The sequence below is a fragment of the Streptomyces sp. NPDC002734 genome, assembly GCF_040295685.1.
Taxonomy (GTDB): Bacteria; Actinomycetota; Actinomycetes; order Streptomycetales; family Streptomycetaceae; genus Streptomyces.
Genome location: NZ_JBEOVU010000004.1, coordinates 264,809 through 291,211, shown reverse-complemented (window position 1 = coordinate 291,211; position 26,403 = coordinate 264,809). Strand labels below are relative to the sequence as shown.

Genomic DNA, 26,403 nt, shown 5'->3' with positions numbered 1-26,403 from the left:
CCCGGTGTGCTCACATGTGACCGGTATATCCGTGCATGCCCCGGCAGCACCCCGCCGCCGCGTGTGCTCCCCATGCCCCCGATTGCAAGGACCGTGATCGACGTGAAGGTCGGCATCCCCCGCGAGGTCAAGAACAACGAGTTCCGCGTGGCCATCACCCCGCCGGGTGTCCACGAGCTGGTGCGCAACGGCCACGAGGTCGTCGTCGAGCGGAACGCCGGCCTCGGCTCGTCGATCACCGACGAGGAGTACGTCGCCGCCGGCGCCCGGATCCTGGAGACCGCCGACGAGGTGTGGGCCGCGGCCGACATGATCCTCAAGGTCAAGGAGCCCATCGCCGAGGAGTACCACCGCCTCCGCAAGGACCAGGTCCTCTTCACCTACCTGCACCTCGCCGCCGACCGCCCGGGCACCGAGGCGCTGATCGCCTCCGGCACCACGGCCATCGCCTACGAGACCGTCGAGGTCGACCGCACCCTGCCGCTGCTCGCCCCGATGTCCGAGGTGGCCGGCCGGCTCGCCCCGCAGGTCGGCGCCTACCAGCTGATGCGCGCCAACGGCGGCCGGGGCGTGCTGCCCGGTGGCGTCCCCGGCGTCGCCCCCGCCAAGGCCGTCGTGCTCGGCGGCGGCGTCTCCGGCTGGAACGCCACCCAGATCGCCGTCGGCATGGGCTTCCAGGTCACGCTGCTCGACCTGAACATCAACAAGCTGCGCGAGGCGGACAAGGTCTTCGGCACCAAGGTGCAGACCGTCGTCTCCAACTCCTTCGAGATCGAGAAGGCGCTGGTCGAGGCCGACCTGGTCGTCGGCGCGGTGCTGATCCCCGGCGCCAAGGCCCCCAAGCTCGTCACCAACGAGCTGGTCTCGCGCATGAAGCCCGGAAGTGTCCTTGTCGACATCGCCATCGACCAGGGCGGCTGCTTCGAGGACTCCCGTCCCACCACGCACGCCGAGCCGACCTTCGCGGTGCACAACTCGGTGTTCTACTGCGTCGCCAACATGCCGGGTGCGGTGCCGAACACCTCCACCTACGCGCTGACCAACGCGACGCTGCCCTACGTCGTCCAGCTCGCCAACCGCGGCTGGGTCGAGGCGCTGCGCCGCGACGCGGCGCTCGCCAAGGGCCTCAACGTCCACGACGGTCAGGTCGTGTACCGCGAGGTCGCCGAGGCGCACGGCATGCAGCACGTCGCTCTGGAGAGCGTGCTCGGCTGAACCGTCCGTAAACGCGGGCGAGTCGACATTCCGACAAGACGAGACAGTCACCGCCCCGTCAACCGGCGGGTCAACACCGCGAAACCGGCCGGACCTTGGACCCCAAGGTCCGGCCGGCGGCGTCTCCATGGGCGGTTGACCGGCAGGTGAGCCGCCCGGACAGTCAACTCGACGTCGGATTTCGGTCGTTGTGCGCCCGGGTGAATCGCACCGTGCGACGCGCGTACGCCCTTGACAACAGGCATGTCCGACAAGGACACGGGAGGCCGGGTCCGGCGGATTGTGTTGCTGCGAACGGCCGACACGCCATAGAGTCGCCCATCGTCGGCATGGTGCCACGCTGACCTGTCTAGAAGTTTCCTGGTCACCAAGGAGGTAAGACGACTTGTGAATGAGTCGACATTTACTCCCGGGGGTGGTCAACCAGGAACGCCTGCGCCGGGCACCGGACCCGCCGGAATCGAGGCTGTCGGCTCCGTCGCGGTCCGTACCTCCGCAGTCCACCAGAGCCAGGACCCCCAACTGGCTCCGACAGCACACCAGAGCATGGATGCCCATCACGTGAACGCCAGGACCGGCGACGCAAGTGGCGCGCCCCACTTCGCCGAATACGACGAACTGCCCGACGGTCACTTCTACGACCCCGACGCCGAATACGAGCCCGACCCCGAGTACGCGGCCACCCTCGCGCCCGACGCCGCGCGTCAGCGCCGCGAGCGCATCGGCCCGACCGGGCGTCCCCTGCCGTACTTCCCGATCCCCGGGCCGCTGACCGACCACGGCCCGGCGAAGATCATCGCGATGTGCAACCAGAAGGGCGGCGTCGGCAAGACGACGTCCACCATCAACCTGGGCGCGGCGCTGGCCGAGTACGGCCGGCGGGTCCTGCTGGTCGACTTCGACCCGCAGGGCGCCCTCTCGGTCGGTCTGGGCGTCAACCCGATGGAGCTCGACCTCACCGTCTACAACCTGCTCATGGAGCGGGGCATGGCGGCGGACGACGTGCTGCTCAAGACGGCGGTCCCCAACATGGACCTGCTGCCGAGCAACATCGACCTGTCCGCGGCCGAGGTCCAGCTGGTCTCCGAGGTCGCCCGCGAGTCGACGCTCCAGCGCGCCCTGAAGCCGCTGATGTCGGAGTACGACTACATCGTGATCGACTGCCAGCCCTCGCTGGGTCTGCTGACGGTCAACGCCCTGACGGCGGCGCACAAGGTGATCGTGCCGCTGGAGTGCGAGTTCTTCGCGCTGCGCGGTGTGGCGCTGCTGACCGAGACCATCGAGAAGGTCCAGGAGCGGCTCAACCCGGAGCTCGAGCTCGACGGCATCCTCGCCACCATGTACGACTCCCGCACGGTGCACAGCCGTGAGGTGCTCGCGCGGGTGGTCGAGGCGTTCGACGACCACGTGTACCACACGGTGATCGGGCGGACCGTCCGGTTCCCGGAGACCACGGTGGCCGGCGAGCCGATCACCACCTACGCGTCCAACTCCGTCGGCGCCGCCGCCTACCGCCAGCTCGCCAGGGAGGTGCTCGCCCGGTGTCACGCCGAGTGAGTCTGCCCGGAGCCGACGAGCTGTTCCGCACCACCGGGGGCTCCGGCCTCCAGTCCTCCTCACCGCGCCGCCAGGCCACCGCCGAACGGCCGGAGCCGCGGGTGCCGTCCCCGGCCGGCGAGGACGACCTCGCCGTCACGCGGGACGGCGCCGAGGGCCTGCCGCCCTCGGTACCCGCGCAGGGCGGTGACGCGCAGGGCGCCGAGCACGCCGTCGCGGACGCGGGCGGCGAGCCGGGCGAGACGCACAGCAGGGCGGGCGGCGCCGACGGCGCCGCCGCTGCGGCCACGGGGGTCGCACCGCGCCGCCGGGGGCGCCCCGCGCGCCGCCCCAGCGGGCGGGAACGGCACGACGAGAAGATCACGGTGTACGTCTCGGCCGAGGAACTGATGGACCTCGAGCACGCCCGTCTCGTCCTGCGCGGCGAGCACGGGCTGGCCGTCGACCGCGGGCGCATCGTCCGCGAGGCGGTCGCGGTGGTCCTGGCCGATCTGGAGTCCCGGGGGGACGCGAGCATCCTGGTGCGGCGGCTGCGCGGGCGGTAGAGGTAGCCTGCCACGGCCATGACCTCGAACGTCCCCGCCCGCAGACGCCCCCTCGGCCGCGGCCCCGGCCGCGCTCCGGCCCCGGCCACCCCGGCGCCTGCCCCGGACGACACCCCCGAGCCCGCCGCCGCCCCACCGCCCCAGGGCGTCGCCGAAGCCCCCACCGCGCCGCCGCAGGACGGGTCCGCGCCCGACCGGGAGGACGAGGCAGAGGGCGGCGCAGCGCCGTCGCTCCCGGCCGAGGCGCCCGCGCCGACGGCGCCCGACGCCGTCCCGGCACGCCCCCGCGCGGACGCCCCGCCCGCCGCCGAGGCGGCGGCCGAGGACACCGGGCCCGCGGCGGACCCGGACACGTTCACCGTGCGGCTCACGAACTTCGAAGGGCCCTTCGACCTCCTGCTGCAGCTGATCTCCCGGCACAAGCTGGACGTCACCGAAGTGGCGCTGTCCAAGGTGACCGACGAGTTCATGGCCCACATCCGCGCCCGCGGCGACGACTGGGACCTGGACCGCACCACCGAGTTCCTGGTCGTCGCGGCCACCCTGCTCGACCTCAAGGCGGCCCGGCTGCTGCCCGCCGCGGAGGTGGAGGACGAGGCCGACCTCGCCCTCCTGGAGGCCCGCGACCTGCTCTTCGCCCGGCTGCTCCAGTACCGCGCGTACAAGCAGATCGCGGACATCTTCAGCGCGCGTCTGGAGGACGAGGCCCGCCGCCACCCCCGCACCGTCGGCCTCGAGCCGCACCACGCCGAACTGCTGCCCGACGTCGTCCTCAGCATCGGCCCCGAGGGATTCGCCCGGCTCGCGGTCAAGGCGATGCAGCCCAAGCCGCCGCCGCAGGTGTACGTCGACCACATCCACGCCCCGCTGGTGAGCGTGCGCGAACAGGCGGCCGTCGTGCTGACCCGGCTGCGGGAGCTGGGCGAGGCCACCTTCCGCACCCTGGTCGAGGACACGGACGACACCCTCACCGTCGTCGCCCGCTTCCTCGCCCTCCTGGAGCTCTACCGGGAGAAGGCGGTCGCCCTGGAACAGGAGACCGCCCTCGGTGAGCTGCTGGTCCGCTGGACCGGCGCCGAGGACGGCCCCCGCCCGGTCGTCACCGACGAGTTCGACCGCCCGGCCGCCGAGGCCACGGCCGACCCGAAGAGAACCGGCACGAAGAGAACCGGCACGACGAGAACCGGCATGACGAAGGAGGAGCGCGCATGAGCGCCGTCGAGCACCCTCCCGCACCGGACGACGCCGTCGCGGGCCTCGACCTCAAGCCCGCCCTGGAGGCCGTGCTGATGGTCGTCGACGAGCCCGCGGCCGAGGAACACCTCGCCAAGGTGCTCCAGCGCCCCCGCCGGGCCGTCGCCGACGCCCTGCGCGAACTGGCCGACGAGTACGCGGTGCAGGGCCGCGGCTTCGAGCTCCGCAAGGTCGCCGGCGGCTGGCGGTTCTACACCCGCCCCGAGTACTCCGCCGCCGTGGACGCGCTGGTCCTGGACGGGCGGACCGCCCGCATCACCCAGGCCGCCCTGGAGACCCTGGCGGTCGTCGCCTACCGGCAGCCGGTCAGCCGCTCACGGGTCTCCGCGGTGCGCGGAGTGAACTGCGACGGCGTCATGCGCACCCTCCTCCAGAGGGGTCTGGTCGAGGAGGCGGGCACGGAACCCGAAACAGGTGCGATCCTGTACAGGACGACGAACTACTTCCTGGAGCGGATGGGCCTGCGCGGTCTGGACGAGCTCCCCGAGCTCGCGCCCTTCGTCCCGGAGGCGGAGACGATCGAGGCCGAGAGCCAGGAAGGGGTTCCGTCGTTCGACCCGGACGCACCCGATGCGCCGGGAGCAGACGACGCAGACGACCAGACGGAATTTTGATGCGAAGCAGCGGCAGCGGCAAGAGCGGCGGGCGCGGGAACTCCCGCGGCGCCGGCAACGACAGGGACCAGAAGCAGGGGCAGGGCCGCCCCCGCAAGCCCCGCCCCGAGGAGCGCCGCTACGACGTGGGTCCCGGGGCGACCAAGGACGGCCCGAAGGCCGGTCGTGGCGGCGCCTCCGGCGCGCGTGGCGCGAAGTCGGGCGGCGGCCGCGGCGGACGCACCCAGCCCGCGACCTCCCGTGAGTACGACGCGCGGATCGAGGAGCGCAACCGGGAGCGGTACGCGGGCAAGAAGGACGTTAAGCTGCCCAAAACCTTCCCCGGCGCCGAGCAGGAGGGCGAGCGCCTGCAGAAGGTGCTGGCCCGTGCCGGCTACGGCTCCCGCCGTGCCTGCGAGGAGCTGATCGAGCAGGCGCGCGTCGAGGTCAACGGCGAGATCGTCCTCGAGCAGGGCAAGCGGGTCGACCCGGAGAAGGACGAGGTCAAGGTCGACGGTCTGACCGTGGCCACGCAGTCCTACCAGTTCTTCGCGCTGAACAAGCCGGCCGGCGTGGTCTCCACCATGGAGGACCCCGAGGGCCGCCAGTGCCTGGGCGACTACGTCACGAACCGGGACACCCGGCTCTTCCACGTGGGCCGTCTGGACACCGAGACCGAGGGCGTCATCCTGCTCACCAACCACGGCGAGCTGGCCCACCGGCTGACCCACCCGAAGTACGGCGTGAAGAAGATCTACCTCGCGCACATCATCGGCCCGATCCCGCGCGACCTGGGCAAGCAGCTCAAGGACGGCATCCAGCTCGAGGACGGGTACGCCCGCGCCGACCACTTCCGCGTGGTCGAGCAGACCGGCAAGCACTACATGGTCGAGGTGACCCTCCACGAGGGCCGCAAGCACATCGTGCGGCGCATGCTGGCCGAGGCCGGCTTCCCGGTGGAGAGCCTGGTGCGCACCGCCTTCGGCCCGATCACCCTGGGCGACCAGAAGTCGGGCTGGCTGCGGCGGCTGTCGAACACCGAGGTCGGCATGCTGATGCGTGAGGTCGACCTCTAGAAAGTCCCTCAGAAGTCCCTTGTGCCGTGAGGCGAACCCTCTTATCGTCAATGTGACGCATAAGGGGGTTCCTTCATGACCACGACCACGCACGCCACGACCAAGAACGCCACGACCAAGAACGCCGCCACCGGAACGCTGATCGGCCTGGCGCTGGGGGACGCGCTCGGCTTCCCGACCGAGTTCAGCAGCGTGCCGCGGATCCTCGAGAAGTGCGGCCCGTGGCGGGAGATGGAACTGCCCGAGCCGGCGATCGTCACCGACGACACCCAGATGACGCTGGCCCTCGGCCGGGGACTGCGCACCGCCACGGAGCACGGGCGGCTCGGGCCGAAGGCGATGGAGCGGCCGGTGCGCGAGGAGTTCGTCGCGTGGAACCGCTCCCCGGAGAACAACCGGGCCCCGGGGAACACCTGCATCACCGCCTGCGAACTGCTGGCGGCGGAGGGCCTGGCCTGGCAGGACGCCAGCCAGATCCACTCCAAGGGGTGCGGGGCCAACATGCGGGTCGCGCCGGTGGGGCTGCTCCCCGGGCTCACCGACGAGGAGCGGGCCGGCGCGGCGCAGCTCCAGTCCGCCCTCACCCACGGCCACCCGACGGCGCTCGCCGCCTCCGACCTCACCGCCCACGCGGTCCGGCTGCTCGCCCAGGGCGCGGACCCCACCGCCCTGGTGGGGCTGCTGCGGTCCTACGCGCTCGACAACCGGGACGTCTACCACGAGCGGTGGCTGGGCGACCTGTGGCTGCGGTCGCAGGACCCCACGCCCCAGCACTTCGTCCGGCGGGGCTGGGACGACTGCCTGGCCGTCCTGGACCGGCTGCGGGAGGCGGTCGGCTCCGTCTCGCCGGAGACCGACCCGTGCCTGGTCACGGGGGAGGGCTGGATCGCGGAGGAGGCGATGGCGACCGGCCTGCTGTGCTTCCTCCTCTTCCCCGACGAGCCCCTGACCGCGCTGCGGCGGGCCGCGTGCACGGCGGGGGACTCGGACTCCATCGCGTGCCTGGCGGGGGCGTTCGCGGGGGCGTACCTGGGGGCCGGGGCGTGGCCCGTGTCCTGGGCGGAGCGGATCGAGTACCGCGAGGAGCTGCTGTCCCTCGGCGCCCTCTGGGACGCGTGACGGTTCCCTCGCCGCCGCCTTGTCACGAGGCGGTGCGGGGGGGCTTCTCCTCCGCGGGCGCGGGCGGTGCCGCGCCACCGGGCGGTGCGGGGAGCGCCCCGTCAGGGGCGCGGGGAACTGCGCGAGGCCCGCTGCCGCGCGGCCGGGCATCCTGCGGGTCCCCCGGTTCCGCGGGGGTGGGGGTCCGGGGGGGGGCACCCCCGGTTTCGGGAAGGGGCGGGGTGGGGGAACCGTGCCGCCCGCAGGGCCCCGCTTGCGCCGCGGCCGGGGTCCCGTGCGTACGGTGCCGTCGGCCTGCGCGGCGTGGAGCGAGCCGCTCCCCGCGGGGGCACCGCCCTGCGCCCGCCCGTGCCGCCCCCTGGGCGGCCCAGCCGCCCGCAGGGAGTGGCGGACAGGCGGGCGCGCCGCGCGGGCACGGGCGGACAGGCGGGCGTGCCCGTGCGGCCACGGGGGGCGGGCGGCGTGGCGCGCAGGGCGGGGCCCGGTCGGGGGGTGTCTCGGGGAGCGGGCGGAGAGGGCCGGGGGCACCGGGGATGGATAGGGTGGCGGAGTAGGAATCGGAAGAGCGCGAGGAGCAGCACCGTGAGGACCGCCCTGGTGATCGGCGCAGGCCTGATCGGAACATCGGCGGCCCTCTCGCTGACCTCCCGCGGCGTCACCGTCCACCTCGACGACCACGACCCCGACCGCGCCCGCACCGCCGCCTCCCTCGGCGCCGGCACCGACGCCGCCCCCGAGGGCCCCGTCGACGTGGTGATCGTCGCCGTGCCCCCCGCCCACGTCGCCCGCACCGTCGCCGACGCCATGACCCGCGGCCTGGGCCGCGCCTACCTGGACGTGGCCAGCGTCAAGGGCGGCCCCCGCCGCGAGCTGGAGGAGCTGTTGCGGGGCACCGGCCAGGACCTCACCGCCTACCTCGGCACGCACCCGATGTCCGGCAAGGAGAAGTCCGGCCCCCTCGCCGCCACCGGCGACCTCTTCGAGGGCCGCCCCTGGGTGCTGACCCCCACCCGCGACACCGACACCGAGGCGCTGAACCTCGCCCTCGAGCTCGTCTCGTTCTGCCGCGCCGTGCCGATCGTGATGGACGCGGACGCCCACGACCGCGCCGTCGCCCTCGTATCGCACATGCCGCACCTGGTGTCCAGCATGGTCGCCGCCCGCCTGGAGCACGCCGACGAGGCCGCCGTGCGCCTCTGCGGCGGCGGCATCCGGGACGTGACGCGGATCGCCGCGTCCGACCCCCGGATGTGGATCGACATCCTCTCCGCCAACCCCGGCCCCGTCGCCGACCTGCTCGCCGAGTTGTCCGCCGACCTCGACGAGACGGTCCGCGCCCTGCGCGCCCTGGAGTCCGACGACGACACCTCCCGCAAGGACGGCGCGGGCGGGGTCGAGGACCTGCTGCGCCGCGGCAACGCCGGACAGACCAGGGTCCCCGGCAAGCACGGCAGCGCGCCGCGCGTCTACGAGTCCGTGGTGGTCCTCATCACCGACCAGCCGGGCCAGCTCGCCCGGATCTTCGCCGACGCGGAGCGGGCCGGCGTCAACATCGAGGACGTCCGGATCGAGCACGCCACCGGCCAGCAGGCGGGCCACGTGCAGCTGATGGTGGAGCCGCAGGGCGCCTCCGTGCTCACCCAGTCGCTCCGCGAGCGCGGCTGGGCCGTCCGCTCCTGAGCCGGTTCCCAGCCGCGCGGGAGCCACGTGGGAGGCGGCGGGCGGAGCCGCGGGGCAGGTCACCCGTAAGGATGAGCCCGATCGGCCGGTAACCTTGTCGGGGGCGCGCTCGCGCCCGGCCCCTACAGCCCCGCCTCAGGAAGGTGTCCGCCACCGTGGAAAGCGCCGCCCGGACCGCACCGGCAGTGATCGTCGCCATCGACGGCCCCTCCGGCACGGGCAAGTCGAGCACGTCCAAGGCCGTCGCCGCCCAGCTCGGCCTCAGCTACCTGGACACCGGCGCCCAGTACCGGGCGATCACCTGGTGGATGGTGACCAACGAGATCGACGTCGCCGACCCCGCCGCGATCGCCGCGGCCGCGTCGAAGCCGGAGATCGTCTCGGGCACCGACCCGCTGAACCCGACCATCCACGTCGACGGCACCGACGTGGCCGGCCCGATCCGCACCCAGGAGGTCACCTCCCAGGTGTCGGCGGTCTCGGCCGTGCCCGAGGTGCGCACCCGGATCACCGAGCTTCAGCGCTCCATCGCCGCCTCCGCCGAGCGGGGCATCGTCGTCGAGGGCCGCGACATCGGCACCACCGTGCTGCCCGACGCCGACCTCAAGATCTTCCTGACCGCCTCCCCGGAGGCCCGCGCGGCCCGCCGCAGCGGCGAGATCAAGGGCTCCGACGTCGCCGCCACCCGCGAGGCGCTGCTCAAGCGGGACGCCGCCGACTCCGGCCGCAAGACCTCCCCGCTGGCCAAGGCCGACGACGCCGTCGAGGTGGACACCACCGAGCTGACGCTCGCCCAGGTCATCGAGTGCGTCGTCACCCTGGTCGAGGAGAAGCGAGCCGCCAAGTGAGCGGAGCCACCGGCAGGAGCGGCAGGGCCGCCGGGTCCGCCGCGCCCTCGCCGCGCGGGGCCGAGGTCGGCCGGCGCATCGGCGTCGGCCTGATGAACGGCCTGTGGCGCCCGCGCGTGCTGGGCGCCGGCAAGGTTCCGCCCACCGGGGCGGCCATCCTCGCCGTCAACCACAGCCACCTGCTCGACGGCCCCATGATCATGGGCGTCTCGCCGCGGCCGACGCACTTCCTCATCAAGAAGGAGGCGTTCGTCGGCCCGCTGGACCCCTTCCTGCGCGGCATCGGGCAGGTGCCGGTCGACCGTTCCGGCACCGACCGCAAGGCGGTCACCGACGCCCTGGGCGTGCTGGCCGCCGGCGGCGTGCTCGGCATCTTCCCCGAGGGCACCCGCGGCGAGGGCGACTTCGCCTCGCTGCGGGCCGGCCTCGCCTACTTCGCGGTCCGCAGCGGCGCCCCGGTCGTGCCCGTCGCGGTGCTGGGCAGCGCCGAGAAGCGCGGACGCCTCATACCCGGGCTGCCCCCGCTGCGCCACCGCGTCGACGTCGTCTTCGGAGACCCGTTCGACGCGGGCGACGGTTCGGGGCGGCGCACCCGCGCGGCGCTCGACGAGGCGACCGTCCGCATCCAGGAGCGGCTCGCCGCACACCTGGAAAAGGCCAGGCGTCTGACCGGACGCCGGGTCACACTTGAGTAGTGGCGCAGCCCCACGCGGGCGAGCCACCGACCATTCGATGAGCAACGAGGTACCGACTTCATGAACGACCAGATCCAGCCCGACGGCTCGGCCGAGCACGAGCACGGGGCGCTTGGCGACGCCGAGTACGCGGCGTTCATGGAGCTCGCCGCCGAGGAGGGCTTCGACGCCGAGGAGGTCGAGGGCGCGATCGGCGAGGCCGGACACGGCCCGCTCCCCGTCCTCGCCGTCGTCGGCCGCCCCAACGTCGGCAAGTCCACCCTGGTGAACCGCATCATCGGCCGCCGCGAGGCCGTCGTCGAGGACAAGCCCGGCGTCACCCGCGACCGCGTCACCTACGAGGCCGAATGGGCCGGGCGCCGCTTCAAGGTCGTCGACACCGGCGGCTGGGAGCAGGACGTCCTCGGCATCGACGCCTCCGTCGCCGCCCAGGCCGAGTACGCCATCGAGGCCGCCGACGCGGTGGTCTTCGTGGTCGACGCCAAGGTCGGCGCCACCGACACCGACGAGGCCGTGGTCCGCCTGCTCCGCAAGGCCGGCAAGCCCGTGGTGCTGTGCGCCAACAAGGTCGACGGCCCCAGCGGCGAGGCCGACGCCTCCTACCTGTGGAGCCTGGGCCTCGGCGAGCCCCACCCCGTCTCCGCGCTGCACGGCCGCGGCACCGGCGACATGCTGGACGCCGTCCTCGAGGCCCTCCCCGAGGCCCCCGAGCAGTCCTTCGGCACCGCCATCGGCGGCCCGCGCCGCATCGCCCTGATCGGCCGCCCCAACGTCGGCAAGTCCTCCCTGCTCAACAAGGTGGCGGGCGAGGAACGCGTCGTCGTCAACGAGATGGCCGGCACCACCCGCGACCCGGTCGACGAGCTGATCGAGCTGGGCGGCGTGACCTGGAAGTTCGTCGACACGGCGGGCATCCGCAAGCGCGTCCACCTCCAGCAGGGCGCCGACTACTACGCCTCGCTGCGCACCGCCGCCGCCGTCGAGAAGGCCGAGGTCGCGGTCATCCTGATCGACGCCTCCGAGTCCATCTCCGTGCAGGACCAGCGGATCGTCACCATGGCGGTCGAGGCCGGCCGCGCCGTCGTCCTCGCCTTCAACAAGTGGGACACCCTCGACGAGGAGCGCCGCTACTACCTGGAACGCGAGATCGAGACCGAGCTCGGCCAGGTCGCCTGGGCGCCGCGGGTCAACGTCTCCGCCCGCACCGGCCGCCACATGGAGAAGCTGGTCCCCGCCATCGAGACCGCGCTGGCCGGCTGGGAGACCCGGGTGCCCACCGGCCGTCTCAACGCCTTCCTCGGCGAGCTGGTGGCCGCCCACCCGCACCCCGTCCGGGGCGGCAAGCAGCCGCGCATCCTCTTCGGCACCCAGGCCGGCACCAAGCCGCCGCGGTTCGTGCTCTTCGCCTCCGGCTTCATCGAGGCCGGCTACCGCCGGTTCATCGAGCGCCGGCTGCGCGAGGAGTTCGACTTCGAGGGCACCCCGATCCACATCTCGGTCCGGGTCCGCGAGAAGCGCGGCACCAAGAAGAAGTGACCGCGTGAGTCACGCCTGAACACGCCCGAAGGGCGGCTCCCCTCAGGGGGAGCCGCCCTTCGGGTCGTCCGCGGTGACCCGCCGGGCGCTCACTCGGCCGCGCGGGGGGCCGGGGGCAGGGCCGCCTGAGGGGCCTTGTGCCGCCCCGACGGCCCGCCGGGCGGCCCCGGCTGCCAGGAGACCTCGGGGGAGCCCGTGGCGTCCTGGGAGGCCCCGGACGCCTCCTGCGCGCGGGACGCCTGCTCGGCGTCGGGCCGCGCCCCGCCGGGAGCCAGCCTGCCGACCCGCTGCCAGGGGGAGGGAGCCGGCGGCTCCGCGCCGTGCCGCGCCGCGTAGGCACTGGAGGCATAACCGCCCGTGAAGCCGCCGCCGCTGCCGTGTCCGTACCGCCACGGGCCGCCGAAGGCGAGGCGCTCCTCGCCGCTGCGGTCGCCCGGCAGGGTACGGAAGGACTTCACGTACTCCGCGTACAGGGCGTCGTAGATCGGCGTCGACGACGGGCTGTACGCGGCATGCGCCGGGCGGGCGGAGGGGATGGACGGGAAGGGCTGACGTCGGGATACCTCGTAAGCGTGCACGTAACGACAAACGACCCCGCAGCCCAACGGATGCGGGCAACACGGGGAATTCGCAGGTCACCCGGGGGAGTGAAGCTCCACTCAAGCGCGTGCGCGACCGGGCCCCGTGCGCTCCGCGCACGCCGGGCGGGCCGCGCCCGGGTGCACGAGGCCGCCGCCCCAGGCCTCAGATGCCCGCCAGGGGGAGCGCGGCACCCACCAGGACGCCGTTGGACGCCGCACGGTCCAGGGCGCCGCGCAGCAGGTCCTCACGCGGCTGACGGCCGATCGAACCGACCGGGGCGGCGAACATCAGCACCTGCTGGTTCTTGTTGGCCGCCGTGCGCCAGCCGTCGGTGGCCTGGAGCGGGCGGTGCGCCTGCCACCAGGCGACCGGGGCGCCGCCGCCCACGCCCGGCTGGAGCACCGCGTGCAGCTGCCCCATGGCGAGCAGCACCGACCACCCGTGCAGCACCGGCGGGACCTGGTTGAGGTCCGCCACCGGCTGGAAGCCCTGCTCGGTCAGCAGCGGCAGGAACTCGTCGCCCGGGCCGGTGTTGCCCGGGCGGGCGATGGCCGAGGTGGGCTCGACCACGATCGCGGCGTGCAGTTCGCCGTTGATCAGTACCAGCCCGCTGGTCACGCCCAGCACGGCCTGCTCGGGCGCGGCCTGCGCGGCCCGGGCGTCGACCGCCGGCGCGGGGGCCGCCGACGGGGCCGGCGCCTGCTCGGGCACGCCCCCGGCCTGACGGACGGCGCCCTGAAGCTGCTCGTCGGTCACCCGCACCACCTGGGAGGGCAGGCAGCCGGCGTGCGCGAAGGCGAGCACGGCGGTCTCGTCGCCGACGAACAGGACGGTGCTGGTGTGCTCCTGGCCGGTGTCGCCGGGGGTGCGGCAGGAGGTGCAGTCGTAACTGCCGGGGGCGTTGTCTCCGGCAAGCAGCCGGTCGGCCTCTTCGTCACCGATCTCGGCGCGTACGTCGTCGCTGACATCGAGCATGCGCGGCACGGGTGGCTCCCTCGGGAAGGACATGGGTGGACGGAAGCGGGCCGGACATCCCGGCTCGCTCTGGGAACAACGGACCGCGCGGGGCGGGGGTAACGGCCGACGGCGAACGGGAATCCGAATCCGGGACCGGACGCGGCGCCCGGGCGGCCCGTGGGCGGCGCGCGCCGTGAGCGGACGGGCACCGGCGGAAGCCGGGCGGTGCGTCGGATGACGGGTGCCGAAGGCCGGGCGAGATGCGCCGAAGGCGGGGCGAAGGGGGGGCGAAGGTGGGCCGAAGGGGTGGACGCGGTGGGAACGGGCGCGGCGCGGACGGTCGGGCCGTGGGGTGCGTCCTAGCCTTGGCCGGTGCCCCGTGTGTCGATCATGAGGCGGTCGCGGACCGTCCGGACGGCCGCCTCCGCGGCTCTCCTGGCCCTTGCGGCCTCCCTGGCCTCCTGCACGCCGTCCCCCGGCCCCGAGGCCGCGCCCGGTCCGCCGGCCCGGGCCCCCCGGCCGTGTCCGCCCGACCGCTGGCCCTGGGAGTGCGTGGCCGACTGCGAGAGCAGCGGCCGCTGGCACGTCAACACGGGCAACGGCTTCTACGGCGGCCTGCAGTTCAAGCACTCCACCTGGGTGGCCTTCGGCGGCGGCGCCTACGCCGCCCGGGCGGACCTGGCCACCAAGCGGCAGCAGATCCTGGTCGCCGAGAAGGTGCTCGCCTCGCAGGGCTGGGGCGCCTGGCCGGTCTGCTCGGCGCGGTACGGGCTCGAGGGGCGGATGCACGTGGTGAAGCGCGGCGAGACGCTGGCGTCGGTGGCCAGGAAGTACCGGGTCGCCGGGGGCTGGCGGACCCTGTACAAGCTCAACCGCTCACTGCTCGGCGAGGACCCCGCCCGCCTGATCGCGGGGACCTTCCTGAGGCTTCCGGCGGGCGCCGCCCGCACGGCGGCCGGCGAGCTGTTCGGCCCGCCGTTGGAAGATGCCTGAGCCGATTTCCGGCCATTTCCGCCCGCGCGCGGGCGGGCGCGGCAATGCCGTCGGAGCGAATTCCGGCGGTCGTCCGCGTCCATTCCGGGAGCCCCGGACCGCGGCGTTGCGAAAGGTGCGGAAAAGGATATCGGCGCAGTTCCCGATACCCGTGCGGATCGCTCGAACGGGTGACGCGACAGGGCCGGTGGCCTAGGGGTGATCCGTGACAGAAGTGTGACAGGGGAGCTTTGCCGGCGATCTTCGCGCCGGGCTTTCCCGGGGGACGGGCACCGCCTAGCGTGGCGGTCATGGCATCGAATCCCACTCCGGACGAAGAGCCCCAGGACTCCACCGACGCCTACGTCGGGACGGACGCCGAGGAGGCCGAACGCCGGGCGCGTGAGCGCGGCTGGCAGACGGTCCGCACGCTGCCGCCGGGCGCGATCATCACTCTGGAGTACCGCGTGGGCCGGCTGAACTTCGAGGTCGACGGGGGGCGGGTGGTCCGCTGCTGGAAGGGCTGACGGGACGCCCAGGGGCCCGCTGCCGGTGGAGCGGGCCCTGGGCGTCCGGGGCGCCGTGCGGGCGCGGGAAGGGCGGGCAGGCGCGGGCGGGGCCGGTCAGGCGACCGGGCGGGCCGAGGACGGCTTGGCGCGGCCCATGGCGTCGGTGTGCGCCGAGGGGCGGCGGCCGCCTCCCGGCACGGTCGACGGGCCCCGCTCGGGACGCGCCCCGTGCGGCCCGGAGGACAGCAGGAAGGCGCCCCGGTGCGCGTGGCCCGCGTCGGAGGCCGTGAGGGCCGTGCGGCGCACCGGCGTGGTCAGGCCGCCGGAGGGGCCGGTCACCGGGACGGAGGAGGTCCGGTCCTTGCCGAAGCGGCGGGCCAGCCGCGTCCACACCGCGTCCCGCAGGCTCAGGATCCACCGCTCGGCGCGGGCGCCCAGGGGCTCGAAGAGAGGCAGTGCCAGCAGGATCAGCAGGCCGGCCACCCAGCCCAGGAGGACGTCGCTCAGCCAGTGGGTGCCGAGGTAGACGGTGGTCAGGCCGACGCCCAGGGACATCACCGCGGAGAGCGCGGACAGCCAGCGCCGGGCCCTCGGGCTGGAGGCCAGGTAGGCGAGGATGCCCCAGGTCACCACCGCGTTCGCGGTGTGGCCGCTGGGGAAGATGTCCCCGCCGAGCCACATCTCGTTGGAGCCTATGGTCGTGGCGTAGTGCGGTCCCAGCCGGCCCATGCCGATCTTGGCGGCGCCGACCGTGACGTTCAGGAGCAGCAGCGAGATGGCGAGGGTGATCAGCGGACGCAGGGTGTGCTGGCGCCAGGAGCGCCAGCCCAGCCAGGCCGCCACCATCACCGCGGTGGGTCCGCGCTGGCCCAGGACGACGTAGTAGTCGAGCCAGGCGTGGATCTCGGGCCACTGCTGGTAGGGCCGGAAGAACATGACCTGCCAGTCCAGGCGGACCAGCCACGAGGTGGCGATCACGGCCCAGACGATGGCGGCGTACCCGGCCAGGCAGGCGACGACGAGTGCGTACCGGTGACGGCTCATCCGGGGCATGCCGAGCTGGACCGGCCGCTCGGGCTCCCGGTCCAGACGCGCGAACACCCGGTCCAGACGGGTGAGGCTTCGTTCGGTACGCACCCAATCGACGTTACAGCGAGTGAGGGCGCGACCCGAACGGATCAAGGTGTTTGTGATGACCATGTGATGTGGGCTTGCTCTCACGCGGTCACTTGTCCGGGAATTCACCACCACGACGATTCCCGCTCACCGCAAGGGGAATTGAGTGTTCATTCCGGGGAAAGTGGTGGGGTTCGCAATTGCTTTCCCGGTGCCGAGGCGTGGCGGAATTCACGGCGGCCCCGAGCCGGTCAGCCAGAGCCCTCCGTAGACCGCGGAGGCCGCCGCCGCGAGTCCCAGGAGCCCGGCCGCCAGGGCCGGACGGGCCCGGGCGGCGGCTCCGGCGACCGGGAGCAGCAGCGGGAAGGCGGGGACCAGGAGACGGGGCTTGGAGCCGAAGTAGCTGGACGCGCCGAAGGCCAGCAGCGTCACCAGGGATCCGTACACCAGCAGCGGCAGCGGCAGCCCGGCGCGCACCCCCGTCAGCAGGAGCCACCCCACCAGCCCCACTCCCGCGATCAGCGCGAGCCCGGCGAGGGCGCCGGGCAGGGAGTCGAACAGGCCCGCCACGAATCGGGCGAAGGCGGCACCCCCGTCGAAGCCGTTGCGCCAGCCCGCCTGGACGTCCAGGTAGCCGAAGAGGCCCTCTCCGGTGCGCCGGCCGACCCAGAGGACGTAGCCGGCGGCCCCCAGGGGAGCCAGCAGCATCCCGAGGGCGCGCGTCCAGAGGTTCGCGCCCCCGGGTGGAAGGTCGAGCCCGGCGCGCACGGCGTGAAGGTCGCGCGCCCCGGCCGGTGCGCCGTCCGCGGCGGCCGCGCTCCGGTCCCGCACGAAGGAGGCAACGGCTCCGGCCCACACCGCGGCGGCCACCGCCAGGCCGACCGGCCGGGTCAGCCCCGCCGCGAGCGCCAGGGACCCCGCGAGCGTCCAGCGCCCGGTCAGCACCGCGTACAGCGACCAGGCGGCCAGCGCGGTGAACAGCGACTCGCTGTAGGCCATCGTCTGCACGATCCCGACCGGCAGGGCGCCCCAGAGCACCGCCGCACACACCCCGGCCCGCCGGCCCAGCACCAGGTCGGTGACGGCGAAGATCCCCCAGGCGGCCGCGAGCGAGGCGACCAGGCTCACCAGTAACCCGGCCTCGCCGTACGACAGCGGGCTCACCGCCGCGACGCCCCGCTCCAGCCACGGCAGCAGCGGGAAGAAGGCCAGATCGGCGTGCACGTCGCCGTCGGGCAGCCGGACCGTGTACCCGTAGCCCGACTCCGCGATCCGCGCGTACCAGAGCGCGTCCCAGCGCGCGGTGAGCCGCACCAGGGGATCGACGCCCCGCGCGGCGGCCCAGACCGCCAGCCCCACCAGACCCAGCAGACGGACGGCGGCGTATCCGGCGAGGGCGGGCGCCGCCCGGCGCAGCGCCGCGGCCGCCCCGACGCCATGGGGCCGCCCGGCCGCCGGCCGCGCGGCGGGGGTGTCGAGATCGGTCACGGGCACGATTATCGGCGGCGCGCGGCACCCCGTCCGGCCGTTCCCCCCACCGGGTCCGGGCAGTGGCGCACACCACAGACAGCCTGCCCAGGGGTGAGAGGTCCACCACGTGCCACCGGCGCGAACTCGCGTACGCTGGCGAATCACTCGTCTTCGTCGAGCGGGCCGGTCGAGCGGCCTCGGGGGCCGCCGGACGCGAGCAATTCTGGGAGGTACGCACATGTCCGGGACGACCGTGTCCGGCGCGAAGGCCACAAGGCACCGCGCCCGCCGGGCGGCCGGGGCCGGCGCCAACCGCTGGATCGTCCTCGTCGTCCTCTGCGTCAGTCTGCTGCTCGTCGCCGTGGACGCCACCGTGCTGCACGTCGCGGTGCCCGCGGTCACCGAGGACCTCCGGCCGTCCGCCACCCAGTTGTTGTGGACCGTCGACGTCTATCCCCTCGTCTGCGCCTCGCTGTTGATCCTCTTCGGCACCCTGGGCGACCGGGTCGGGCGTAGGCGGGTCCTGCTGCTGGGCTACGCCCTCTTCGGCGTCGCCTCGGGCGTCGCCGCCTGCGCGGACAGCGCCCAGGTGCTCATCGCGGCGCGGGCGTTGCTGGGCGTCGGCGGCGCGATGATCATGCCCGCCACGCTGTCGGTGCTCCGCCAGGTCTTCCCCGACCGGCGGGAGCGCGCGCTGGCCATCGGCATCTGGAGCGCGGTCGCGGCCGTCGGCGCGGCGGTCGGACCGCTGCTGGGCGGCTTCCTGCTCGAGCGCTTCTGGTGGGGCTCGGTCTTCCTGATCAACATCCCGTTGATGCTGGTCGCGTTGCCGGTCGGACGGATGCTGCTGCCGGAGTCCCGCGGTCGCCGCGAGGGGTCCTGGGACGTGACGGGCGCGCTCACCGCGGCGCTCGGCCTCTTCGCCGCGGTCTACGGCGTCAAGCGGCTGGGCGGCGGCATCGCGCCCCAGTCGCCGCTGACCTGGGGCCCGTTGGTCGCGGGCGTCCTGCTCCTGGTGCTGTTCGTGCGGCGCCAGCGGAGGCGGGAGCACCCGCTGATCGACATGCGCCTGTTCGCGCGGCCGGCCTTCGGCACCTCCCTCGGCTGCATCGTGCTGGCCATGCTGGCGCTGGTGGGCCTGGAACTCATCGCGGCGCAGTACCTCCAGCTGGTGCTGGGCCTGTCGCCGCTGCAGACGGGTCTGCGGATGCTGCCGCTGACCCTTGCCGCGATGGCGGCCGGTCTCGCCGGGGCGCGGCTGCTGCGCACGCTCGGGCCGCGGGTCATGGTGGCGGCCGGCTTCGTGCTCACCGCGGCCGCGGTGCTGACCCTCCTGCCGATGGGCACGCGGGACAACCCGGCGCTGCTGCTATGCGGTTTCGTGCTGCTCGGACTCGGCCTGGAGACCACGCTCTTCGGCGCCTACGAGTCGATGCTCAGCGAGGCTCCCGAGCGCGAGGCAGGGGGCGCCGCCGCCATCGGCGAGACGTCCTACCAGCTCGGCGCCGGTCTCGGCATCGCCCTGCTGGGCAGCGTGATGAACGCGTCCTACGGGCCCGGGGTCTCCTCGGTGCCGGGAGTGCCGGGGCAGGCGTCCGCGGCGGCCGGGCACTCCATCGGGGAGGCCTACCAGGTCGCGGGCGGTCTGGGAGGCGTCGCGGGACAGACCCTGTGGACCGCCGCCCGGGAGGCGTTCGTGCACGGGATGCACGTGACCCTGCTGGTCAGCGCGGGACTGCTGCTGATGGGCGCGCTGGCGGCGCTGCGCCTGCCGCGGGAGATGCGCGAGGAGCTGCCCGCGGACGGCGTGCGGGCCGCGGAGAACGCGGACGCGCCTGCGGCCGGGGACGCCGGAACGGCGGACGGCGCGAGGAAGGGCGGACAGCAGTCGGAGGCCGCCGCGGTGCCGGGGCCCCGGGAGCAGAAGAAGGCGTCGTCGCGGCTGCCGCGCGTCTCGGCCTGAGGGCCGCGAGGCGGGCCTGCCGCGGGGGAGCGGTGCCGGACGGGGAGCTCACCGGTGACGGTCCCGGTGAGCGGCCCCGTCTCAGCTCTGGTTGAAGAAGGCGTCCCGGGCGCCCGGAGCGGCCTCACCGCTGACGATCTCGGTGTGGGCCGGAGTGAGCAGGAAGACCCGGTTGGCGACCCGCTCGATGGATCCGCGCAGCCCGAAGATCAGGCCCGCCGCGAAGTCCACCACGCGCTTGGCGTCGGCGGCGTCCATGGCCGTGAGGTTCATGACCACGGGGACGCCGTCACGGAAGAGCTCGCCGATGGCCCGGGCGTCCCGGAAGCTGTCGGGGGTGACGGTGCCGATCCTGCGGCCTCTGTCCTCGGCCGGCTCGGCCGCGACCTTGACCCGCGGGTCGGTGACCCAGGCGTCCTCGGACTCCGGGCCCTCGGCGTAGTCGTCGTCTTCGTAGTAGCGCTCGTCATCGTTGTCGTCGACGAGGCCAAGCCAGGCACTCGCCTTGCGCACCGATCCCATGGACGCCTCCTCTCGCTGCGGTCTCTCTCTCGCTATCCGCATCCCTATCGTCGTCCATGAGTCGGACAACGTGCCAAGTGGACGGACACCGCGCAGGGGGTTTGTGACGGTACCGGTGCGCGGTGGATACGTACAGACTCCGTGTATCCCAAGGGACTTGCCCTACACGATTGGTGATTGGGAGTGAAATAATATTCTTCGCGGCGAACGAGTGAGATGTGGTGCCTCCGGGTGAACCACCTACCCCATTACGATCTCGGAAGTCGCCCCCAGATACAGGGGGCGCGGAGAGACCCGCGCCACGGGGGCCGCGGGCATCTGAGGGGGAGTCACGATGTTCGGAATGGTCAGGCCCTGCCGGCACCGGCTCGGAGAGCGTCTCACTGCGGAGTGGACGGCGCACCTGTGCGGGCTGTGCCTGGCCCTGCGCGGGGAGCACGGCCAGTTCGCCCGCGTGGTCACCAACTACGACGGCCTGCTGATATCCGTGCTGACGGAGGCTCAGGCGGAGCGGGCCGGCAGCGCGCGCCGCACCGCCGGGCCCTGCCCGCTGCGCGGGATGCGCACCGCCTCGGTGGCCAGGGGCGAGGGGGCCAGGCTGGCCGCCGCCGTCTCGCTGGTGCTCGCCTCGGCCAAGGTCCGTGACCACATGGCCGACGGCGACGGGCTGCTGGCCCGTCGTCCGGTGGCCCTCGCCGCCCGCCGGGTCGCCGCCAACTGGACGGCCGCGGGCTCCCGCACCGCCACCACCGTCGGCTTCGACACCGCCGTCCTGCTGGACGCCGTGGACCGGCAGGCCGGACTGGAACGCCTGGCCGGACCCGGCACCCCGATCCTGACCGTCACCGAGCCCACCGAGACGGCGACCGCCGCGGCCTTCGCGCACACCGCCGTGCTGGCCGGACGCTCCGCCAACGCGGCGCCGCTGGCCGAGGCCGGCCGGCTCTTCGGGCGCCTGGCCCACCTCCTCGACGCGGTCGAGGACCAGGCGGCCGACGCCGCTTCGGGCGCCTGGAACCCGCTCACCGCCACCGGGGCCTCGCGCGAGGACGCCCGCCGCCTGGCCGACGACGCGGTGCGCGGTGTGCGGCTCGCCCTGGGCGACGCCGAGTTCACCGACGGCCGCCTCGTCCACCGGCTGCTCGCCCACGAGCTGGAGCGTTCGGTCGACCGGGCCTTCGGCACCCCCTCCTGCACGCACCCCGGGACCGCCCACACGGCCCAGGGGTACGGCCCGCCCCAGGGCCCCTACGGCCCCGGCCCGCAGGCGCCGCAAGGCCCTTACGGCCCGCAGTCCCCGCAGGGCCCGTTCGGTCCGCAGTCCCCGCAGGGGCCCTACGGCCCGTACACGCCGCCCGGGCCGCAGGGCCCCTACGGACCCGGCACCCCGGCCGGCGGACAGCCGCCGCACCGGCCGGGCCGCGGGTTCTGGGCGGGCTGCGCGGCCGCCGTCGGGCTGCTCTGCACCTGCCGGGTGTGCTGCGCCGACGAGTTCGAGGGCCCGTGGTCGGGCCGCCGCCGCGAGGGCTGCTGCGGCCAGTGCGACGGCAACTGCTGCGAGTGCTGCAACTGCTGCAACTGCTGCGGGGGAGACAGCGGCGGCGACGGCGGCGGGTGCGACGGCTGCAACTGCGACTGCAACTGCTGAGCGACATCGGCGCGGCAGGCGCCGGGATGACGCTGCGTCATGCCCGTGCTGACCTGAGCGGGCGGAGGGCCCTCACGGTCACCTGCGTATTCGGTACGGAGGCGTCCACGATGGGATAAAAACCCCGCCGGTCCGGTAACCCAGGGCCACCGGTGTCGTTGGGTCGGAGGCAGAACTTTTTCTTCTCCTCCGATCAACTCGCCTCCCACTTAAGGCACCTCAGTGGACGCAGTCACACCGACATCGGCCGCCGCGCGTCTGCGCGCCGCCCGCGGCGGGACGGGCCGGAAGGCCCCCCGCTCCCTTCGCACCAGGCTTCTCCGGGTCCTGATCCTGGCTCTCGCCGTCCTGCTGGCCCTCCTCGGCACCGCCGCGGCCGAGCAGATCGCGACCTTCCGCAACGCCTCCGCCACGGCGGACAACGCCCGCCTGGAGATCACCCTGCAGGGGCTGGTCCACGAGCTGCAGAAGGAACGCAGCCTCACGGCCGGGCACCTGGGCGGCGTGCGGGAGTTCCGGGACCGGCTGCCCGCACAGCGCAAGGCCACCGACACGGCCCTCGCCGTGCTCGACCAGGCGCTGCGGGGGCACACGGACGAGCGGCGCGCGGGCGCGGTCCGGGAGGTCCTCGGGCGGCTCGGCGCGCTGGACGGCATCCGTGCGAAGGCCGACCGGCGGAGCGTCCAGGTACCGGAGGCGTTCGCCTACTTCACCTCCACCATCGCGGCCCTCGACCGGCTCGACCTCGGTCTCGACGAGGTCCGTGACCACACCCTCTACGACGCCGGCCGCGCGCTGCGGTTCCTGGGCGACGCCAAGGAACTCGCGGGCCAGGAGCGGGCGCTGCTGCTCGGCGCGGTGACCGCCGGGCGGTTCCACGGCGACGACCACGGCCGCTTCCTGGAGATCAGGGCCGGCCGCCTCGCCTCGCTGGCCGCCTTCCCCTCGGTGGCCTCCGCCGCGCAGGAGCGCCGCCTGGACGCCGCGCTGAGCACGCCCGACGCCCGGCGCAGCGAGTGGTACGAGCGCCGTGCGGTCCGCGGCGGCGGCGTGCTCGACGCCGCCGAGATCCCGCCCACCGCCTGGTGGAGCAGCACCACCTCCACCATCGACGGCCTGCGCGAGGTGCAGATCTCGCTCGGCCACGACGTGGAGAGCCGGGCTTCCGAACTGGAGAGCGACGCCGGCGAGGACCTGGTGCTCTTCGGCCTGCTGGCCCTGGTGACCGTCGCGGCGCTCGGCGCGCTCGCGCTCGACTGCGTCCGCACCGTCTCCGGCCCGCTCGCCGATCTCGCCCAGCAGGCCCGTGAGGTGGCCGGGAAGCGACTGCCGCTGGCGGTCGCCGCGATCCAGAACAGCAACCTGCGCGAGGCGCCCGAGCCGCCCGAGCCGCTGCGCGTCCCGCCGAAGGCCGGCGTCGAGGTGCTGGAGATGGCCGAGGCCTTCGACCGGGTCCAGCGGGCCGCCTTCGACCTCGCCACCGAGCAGGCCGTGCTGCGCCGCAACGCGACCGAGTCGCTGGTCAGCCTGGGCCGGCGCAACCAGAACCTGGTCCGCCGCCAGCTGAGCTTCATCAACAAACTGGAGCACGAGGACGCCGACCCGGCGACGCTGGCCAACCTCTTCGAGCTCGACCACCTGGCCACCCGGATGCGGCGCAACGCGGAGAGCCTGCTGGTGCTGGCCGGCGAGTCCAGCCCGCGCCCCTGGTCCACCCCGCTGCCGGTCACCGACGTGCTGCGCGCGGCGCTCTCCGAGGTCGAGGAGTACCGCCGGGTGGTGCTGCGGCGCATCGAACCGGCCGGGGTGTCCGGCTCGGTGGTGGCCGAGATCGCCCACCTGCTGGCCGAACTGGTCGAGAACGCGCTGAACTTCTCGCCCCCGGAGTCCCAGGTCGAGATCGAGGGCCGGCGCACCAGCGCGGGCTACCTGATCGCCATCGTCGACCACGGACTCGGCATGGACGCCCAGGCGCTGGCCGAGGCCAACGTGCGGCTCTCCGGGCGGGCCAGCTTCATGGCCGACCCGGGCCGCTTCCTGGGCCACTTCGTGGTCGGCGCGCTGGCCCGCAAGTGCGGGATCGAGGTGCGGGTGGGGGAGGCTCCGACGGCCGGCGTGGTCGCCCGGGTGCTGCTGCCCGCCGCCCTGCTCGCCGAGCCGAAGAACCCGGCGGGCACGCCGGACGACGACGTGGTGGTGGACGGCCGGCTGGACCAGAAGGCCGTGCTGCCCGCGCCGCGTACCGCCGCGACCGCCCCCGCTCCGGCCGGGAGCGCCCACCTGGTACCGGTCACCGCGGACGGCCGGCCCGCGGACGGTCGGCCCATGGAGGGGCGCCCCATGGACAGCCGGCCCATGGACGGCCGACCCAGGGACGGTCGCGTGGACGGTCGTCCGGCGCCCCAGGCGGCGGCCGGGCAGCCAGCCCGTCACGCGCGCCCGCAGATCGCCGCGCCCCCGGCCCCGGGCCCCGGGGAACGGCGGGCCGAACCGGCCCGCGGCGCGGACGCCGCCCGCACCCGCAACGGCCTGGTCAAGCGCCCCAGGCGCAGCGCCATCGGCGCCGCGGTCGACGAGACCGACCGGGCCGGCGCCCGGCCGCTGCCCCCCGCGCCGGAGCGGGAGCGCACCCCGGAGCAGGTCTCCGGGATGCTCTCCTCCCTGCGCAGCGCCCACCTGCGGGGCGGGATCAGCGTGCAGAAGGAGAAGGAGAGGGACATGGATCGCGGCACGGGTGCCGACGCGTGGCCGGCGAAGGATGCCGCGGCTGACGGGGGCGAGGCGAAGTGACCACTTTTCCCACCCAGAACACCGCCCCGGCGGCCCAGGACTCGCAGACCTTCAACTGGCTGCTGGCGGCCTTCGTCCGCAACACCGACGGGGTGCGGGACGCGGTCGCGGTCTCCTCGGACGGCCTGCTGATCGCGGTCTCCGACGGACTGGGGCGGACCGAGGCCGACCATCTGTCGGCCATCGTGTCGGGGCTGTCCAGCCTGGCCCGCAGTGCCTCGCGGCGGTACGGCTTCGACGGGGTGAAGCTCATCATGATCGAGATGGGGCGGGGCTTCCTGCTGGTCTCGGCGATCCGGGACGGCAGCTGTCTCGGGGTGCTCGCCGACAGCAGCGGTGAACTCGGCCTGGTCGGCTACGAGATGGCGGTGCTCGCGGAACGGGCGGGTGACCTGCTCACGCCGGCCCTGATCGCCGACCTCCGTCAGTCGCTGCCCCGGTGAACGGCACGCCCATGGAAGAGGACAACAGCTTCGTCAGACCGTTCATCATCACCGGTGGACGGGTGGAGCCCACGCAGAGCGACCTGCGGCTGGAGACCCTGGTGGTCGCCGTCCGCCCGCCGGACGAGTCGCTGACGTTCGAACGGAAGCGGGTCGCCGCGGTGTGCGCGAGCCCGACGACGGTGGCCGAGGTGGCGCATCGGGTGGCTGTCCCGCTGGGGGTCGCCAAGGTGCTGATCTCCGACCTGGTCGCCGTCGGGCACCTCGCCTGCCGCCAACCCGTGGAGCTCTCGCTCCACACGCTGGAAAGGATCAGGGACCATGTCCGGGCGCTCTGACAAGATGGTGCCGCTGGCCGTCAAGATCGTGGTGAGCGGTGGACTCGGGGTCGGCAAGACCACGTTCATCGGCGCCATCTCCGAGATCGAGCCGCTGGACACCGAGGCCGCGATCACCCAGGTGTCCGTGGGCGTCGACTCGCTGGACGGGGTGGAGTCCAAGACCACCACCACCGTGGCGCTCGACTTCGGCCGGATCACGCTGAACCCGGCGATCTCCCTCTACCTGTTCGGGACGCCCGGGCAGGACCGGTTCTCCTTCCTCTGGGACGACCTGGTGGAGGGCGCGCTGGGCACCGTGGTGCTGGTCGACACCCGCAGGATCGAGGACTGCTTCCCGGCGCTGGACTACTTCGAGGCCCAGCGCGCCCCGTTCGTGCTCGCGGTCAACCACTTCCCGGGGGCCCGCCGGTTCGAACTGGACGAGGTGCGCGAGGCCTTGGGGCTGGGCGACGACGTGCCGGTGGTCGACTGCGACGCCCGCGACCGGCGGTCGGTGCGGGACGTCCTGGTGATGCTGATGGACCGGGTCATCCGCGAGCGCACCGCGGGGCGGGAGCGCTCGGCCGCACTGGTGTGACGCACGGGACGGACGGTGCGAGGAGGCGGGCGGCCGTCGTCCCGGAATCGCCGGGGCGGCGGCCGGCCCGTCGAGGGCCCGAGGTGTGAAGTCCGTGTGCCGATGTGCCGGGGAGAACACGGCCGAAAGCAAGCGGACGGTCGTGTTCCGGCCAGGGGCGAATGGGACCTCACGTGCGGAGGGGGAACAGGTGAGCGCCCGTTGCTGCATACGCGCGGTTTAGCTGAGCTGTGCGTCTGTGGCCGGTCCGGGCGGGGAATGCGCTTGGCGACGCCGTCCTCGTCGGGCGGCCGAAAGGCACCCTTGCGCCGCTCGGTCGCACGGCCGAATACTCCCTGCAGCGCTTGTCAGGAGCACGGCGTGTCCGGCAATCCCGGTCGCCCCTGCCCCCGGCT

The 26,403-nt window shown here is 73.8% G+C and carries 24 protein-coding genes; 19 read left to right on the top strand and 5 right to left on the bottom strand.

Features of this window, described 5'->3' with window-relative positions; translation table 11 throughout:
* Window positions 1-102 precede the first annotated feature (102 nt).
* From ald to der, 11 genes are all read left to right on the top strand, one after another.
* Window positions 103-1,215 (top strand): alanine dehydrogenase, encoded by a 1,113-nt coding sequence (gene ald, locus ABT026_RS06275; protein WP_351112785.1) that lies wholly within the window; start codon window positions 103-105, stop codon window positions 1,213-1,215.
* Between the two features lie 387 nt (window positions 1,216-1,602).
* Window positions 1,603-2,772 (top strand): ParA family protein, encoded by a 1,170-nt coding sequence (locus ABT026_RS06270; RefSeq protein WP_351112726.1) that lies wholly within the window; start codon window positions 1,603-1,605, stop codon window positions 2,770-2,772.
* A complete protein-coding gene (locus ABT026_RS06265; protein ID WP_351112724.1) occupies window positions 2,757-3,317 on the top strand; it encodes a hypothetical protein in 561 nt (186 codons plus the stop codon). Before ABT026_RS06270 ends, ABT026_RS06265 begins: the two co-directional genes overlap by 16 nt.
* An 18-nt stretch (window positions 3,318-3,335) precedes the next feature.
* Window positions 3,336-4,529 carry a segregation and condensation protein A gene (locus tag ABT026_RS06260; protein WP_351112722.1) on the top strand — a complete coding sequence of 398 codons (1,194 nt, stop codon included), beginning with the start codon at window positions 3,336-3,338 and terminating at the stop codon, window positions 4,527-4,529.
* Window positions 4,526-5,185: an SMC-Scp complex subunit ScpB gene (gene scpB / locus ABT026_RS06255; RefSeq protein ID WP_351112720.1), complete on the top strand. Its 660-nt coding sequence runs from the start codon at window positions 4,526-4,528 to the stop codon at window positions 5,183-5,185. The genes ABT026_RS06260 and scpB overlap by 4 nt, the downstream gene beginning before the upstream one ends.
* Window positions 5,185-6,240, top strand: coding sequence for a pseudouridine synthase (locus ABT026_RS06250; RefSeq protein ID WP_351112718.1), 1,056 nt, complete (start codon window positions 5,185-5,187; stop codon window positions 6,238-6,240). Before scpB ends, ABT026_RS06250 begins: the two co-directional genes overlap by 1 nt.
* Before the next feature lie 75 nt (window positions 6,241-6,315).
* On the top strand, window positions 6,316-7,359 hold the full coding sequence (locus ABT026_RS06245; RefSeq protein WP_351112716.1) for an ADP-ribosylglycohydrolase family protein: 1,044 nt from the start codon (window positions 6,316-6,318) through the stop codon (window positions 7,357-7,359).
* A gap of 537 nt (window positions 7,360-7,896) precedes the next feature.
* Window positions 7,897-9,039 (top strand): prephenate dehydrogenase, encoded by a 1,143-nt coding sequence (locus tag ABT026_RS06240; RefSeq protein WP_351112783.1) that lies wholly within the window; start codon window positions 7,897-7,899, stop codon window positions 9,037-9,039.
* A gap of 155 nt (window positions 9,040-9,194) precedes the next feature.
* On the top strand, window positions 9,195-9,887 hold the full coding sequence (cmk, locus tag ABT026_RS06235; RefSeq protein ID WP_351112713.1) for a (d)CMP kinase: 693 nt from the start codon (window positions 9,195-9,197) through the stop codon (window positions 9,885-9,887).
* The gene (locus ABT026_RS06230) at window positions 9,845-10,582 is read left to right on the top strand and encodes a lysophospholipid acyltransferase family protein (RefSeq protein ID WP_502967905.1); all 738 of its coding nucleotides are present in this window, start codon (window positions 9,845-9,847) and stop codon (window positions 10,580-10,582) included. The genes cmk and ABT026_RS06230 overlap by 43 nt, the downstream gene beginning before the upstream one ends.
* Window positions 10,583-10,642: 60 nt before the next feature.
* On the top strand, window positions 10,643-12,118 hold the full coding sequence (gene der / locus ABT026_RS06225; protein WP_351112708.1) for a ribosome biogenesis GTPase Der: 1,476 nt from the start codon (window positions 10,643-10,645) through the stop codon (window positions 12,116-12,118).
* A gap of 89 nt (window positions 12,119-12,207) precedes the next feature.
* On the opposite strand, the gene ABT026_RS06220 is transcribed toward der, so the two are convergent.
* Complete coding sequence (locus ABT026_RS06220; RefSeq protein ID WP_351112706.1) at window positions 12,208-12,696, bottom strand: hypothetical protein; 489 nt, start codon at window positions 12,694-12,696, stop codon at window positions 12,208-12,210.
* 166 nt (window positions 12,697-12,862) lie between these two features.
* Window positions 12,863-13,684 carry a DUF8842 C-terminal domain-containing protein gene (locus ABT026_RS06215; protein ID WP_351112704.1) on the bottom strand — a complete coding sequence of 274 codons (822 nt, stop codon included), beginning with the start codon at window positions 13,682-13,684 and terminating at the stop codon, window positions 12,863-12,865.
* Window positions 13,685-14,047: 363 nt separating this feature from the next.
* On the opposite strand from ABT026_RS06215, the gene ABT026_RS06210 reads away from it, so the two are divergent.
* Together ABT026_RS06210 and ABT026_RS06205 are read left to right on the top strand one after the other, a co-directional pair.
* Window positions 14,048-14,650 carry a LysM peptidoglycan-binding domain-containing protein gene (locus tag ABT026_RS06210; RefSeq protein ID WP_351112781.1) on the top strand — a complete coding sequence of 201 codons (603 nt, stop codon included), beginning with the start codon at window positions 14,048-14,050 and terminating at the stop codon, window positions 14,648-14,650.
* Window positions 14,651-14,940: 290 nt separating this feature from the next.
* A complete protein-coding gene (locus tag ABT026_RS06205; protein ID WP_351112702.1) occupies window positions 14,941-15,156 on the top strand; it encodes an I78 family peptidase inhibitor in 216 nt (71 codons plus the stop codon).
* Window positions 15,157-15,252: 96 nt separating this feature from the next.
* Here the strand turns inward: ABT026_RS06205 and ABT026_RS06200 are convergent, their stop codons facing one another.
* Together ABT026_RS06200 and ABT026_RS06195 are read right to left on the bottom strand one after the other, a co-directional pair.
* On the bottom strand, window positions 15,253-16,275 hold the full coding sequence (locus tag ABT026_RS06200) for a phosphatase PAP2 family protein (RefSeq protein ID WP_351112700.1): 1,023 nt from the start codon (window positions 16,273-16,275) through the stop codon (window positions 15,253-15,255).
* Between the two features lie 210 nt (window positions 16,276-16,485).
* Window positions 16,486-17,742, bottom strand: a complete 1,257-nt coding sequence (locus ABT026_RS06195) for a putative hexosyltransferase (protein WP_351112698.1) — start codon at window positions 17,740-17,742, stop codon at window positions 16,486-16,488.
* Window positions 17,743-17,962: 220 nt separating this feature from the next.
* On the opposite strand from ABT026_RS06195, the gene ABT026_RS06190 reads away from it, so the two are divergent.
* Entirely contained in the window at window positions 17,963-19,687 is a 1,725-nt protein-coding gene (locus tag ABT026_RS06190) for an MFS transporter (protein WP_351112696.1), read from the top strand.
* 81 nt (window positions 19,688-19,768) lie between these two features.
* Here ABT026_RS06190 and ABT026_RS06185 read toward each other — a convergent pair whose 3' ends face one another.
* On the bottom strand, window positions 19,769-20,209 hold the full coding sequence (locus ABT026_RS06185) for a cell division protein SepF (RefSeq protein WP_351112694.1): 441 nt from the start codon (window positions 20,207-20,209) through the stop codon (window positions 19,769-19,771).
* A gap of 334 nt (window positions 20,210-20,543) precedes the next feature.
* Here ABT026_RS06185 and ABT026_RS06180 point away from each other — a divergent pair, with 334 nt between their 5' ends.
* The 5 genes from ABT026_RS06180 to ABT026_RS06160 all read left to right on the top strand — a co-directional run bounded on the left by ABT026_RS06180 (window position 20,544) and on the right by ABT026_RS06160 (window position 26,008).
* Window positions 20,544-21,857 (top strand): DUF5685 family protein, encoded by a 1,314-nt coding sequence (locus tag ABT026_RS06180; RefSeq protein WP_351112692.1) that lies wholly within the window; start codon window positions 20,544-20,546, stop codon window positions 21,855-21,857.
* 222 nt (window positions 21,858-22,079) lie between these two features.
* Window positions 22,080-24,647, top strand: coding sequence for a sensor histidine kinase (locus tag ABT026_RS06175; protein WP_351112690.1), 2,568 nt, complete (start codon window positions 22,080-22,082; stop codon window positions 24,645-24,647).
* The gene (locus ABT026_RS06170) at window positions 24,644-25,090 is read left to right on the top strand and encodes a roadblock/LC7 domain-containing protein (protein WP_351112688.1); all 447 of its coding nucleotides are present in this window, start codon (window positions 24,644-24,646) and stop codon (window positions 25,088-25,090) included. Before ABT026_RS06175 ends, ABT026_RS06170 begins: the two co-directional genes overlap by 4 nt.
* 11 nt (window positions 25,091-25,101) lie before the next feature.
* Window positions 25,102-25,428, top strand: a complete 327-nt coding sequence (locus tag ABT026_RS06165) for a DUF742 domain-containing protein (protein ID WP_351112686.1) — start codon at window positions 25,102-25,104, stop codon at window positions 25,426-25,428.
* Window positions 25,412-26,008 carry a GTP-binding protein gene (locus tag ABT026_RS06160; protein ID WP_351112684.1) on the top strand — a complete coding sequence of 199 codons (597 nt, stop codon included), beginning with the start codon at window positions 25,412-25,414 and terminating at the stop codon, window positions 26,006-26,008. Before ABT026_RS06165 ends, ABT026_RS06160 begins: the two co-directional genes overlap by 17 nt.
* Window positions 26,009-26,403: the final 395 nt, after the last annotated feature.

Excerpts from the sequence above, each read along its gene's own strand:
- der (WP_351112708.1), top strand. The coding sequence starts at position 10,643 with ATGAACGACCAGATCCAGCCCGACGGCTCGGCCGAGCACGAGCACGGG.
- ABT026_RS06160 (WP_351112684.1), top strand. The coding sequence starts at position 25,412 with ATGTCCGGGCGCTCTGACAAGATGGTGCCGCTGGCCGTCAAGATCGTG.
- ABT026_RS06190 (WP_351112696.1), top strand. The coding sequence starts at position 17,963 with ATGTCCGGGACGACCGTGTCCGGCGCGAAGGCCACAAGGCACCGCGCC.
- ABT026_RS06185 (WP_351112694.1), bottom strand. The coding sequence starts at position 20,209 with ATGGGATCGGTGCGCAAGGCGAGTGCCTGGCTTGGCCTCGTCGACGAC.
- ABT026_RS06245 (WP_351112716.1), top strand. The coding sequence starts at position 6,316 with ATGACCACGACCACGCACGCCACGACCAAGAACGCCACGACCAAGAAC.
- ABT026_RS06180 (WP_351112692.1), top strand. The coding sequence starts at position 20,544 with ATGTTCGGAATGGTCAGGCCCTGCCGGCACCGGCTCGGAGAGCGTCTC.
- ABT026_RS06210 (WP_351112781.1), top strand. The coding sequence starts at position 14,048 with ATGAGGCGGTCGCGGACCGTCCGGACGGCCGCCTCCGCGGCTCTCCTG.
- ABT026_RS06165 (WP_351112686.1), top strand. The coding sequence starts at position 25,102 with ATGGAAGAGGACAACAGCTTCGTCAGACCGTTCATCATCACCGGTGGA.
- ABT026_RS06250 (WP_351112718.1), top strand. The coding sequence starts at position 5,185 with ATGCGAAGCAGCGGCAGCGGCAAGAGCGGCGGGCGCGGGAACTCCCGC.
- ABT026_RS06205 (WP_351112702.1), top strand. The coding sequence starts at position 14,941 with ATGGCATCGAATCCCACTCCGGACGAAGAGCCCCAGGACTCCACCGAC.
- scpB (WP_351112720.1), top strand. The coding sequence starts at position 4,526 with ATGAGCGCCGTCGAGCACCCTCCCGCACCGGACGACGCCGTCGCGGGC.
- ABT026_RS06260 (WP_351112722.1), top strand. The coding sequence starts at position 3,336 with ATGACCTCGAACGTCCCCGCCCGCAGACGCCCCCTCGGCCGCGGCCCC.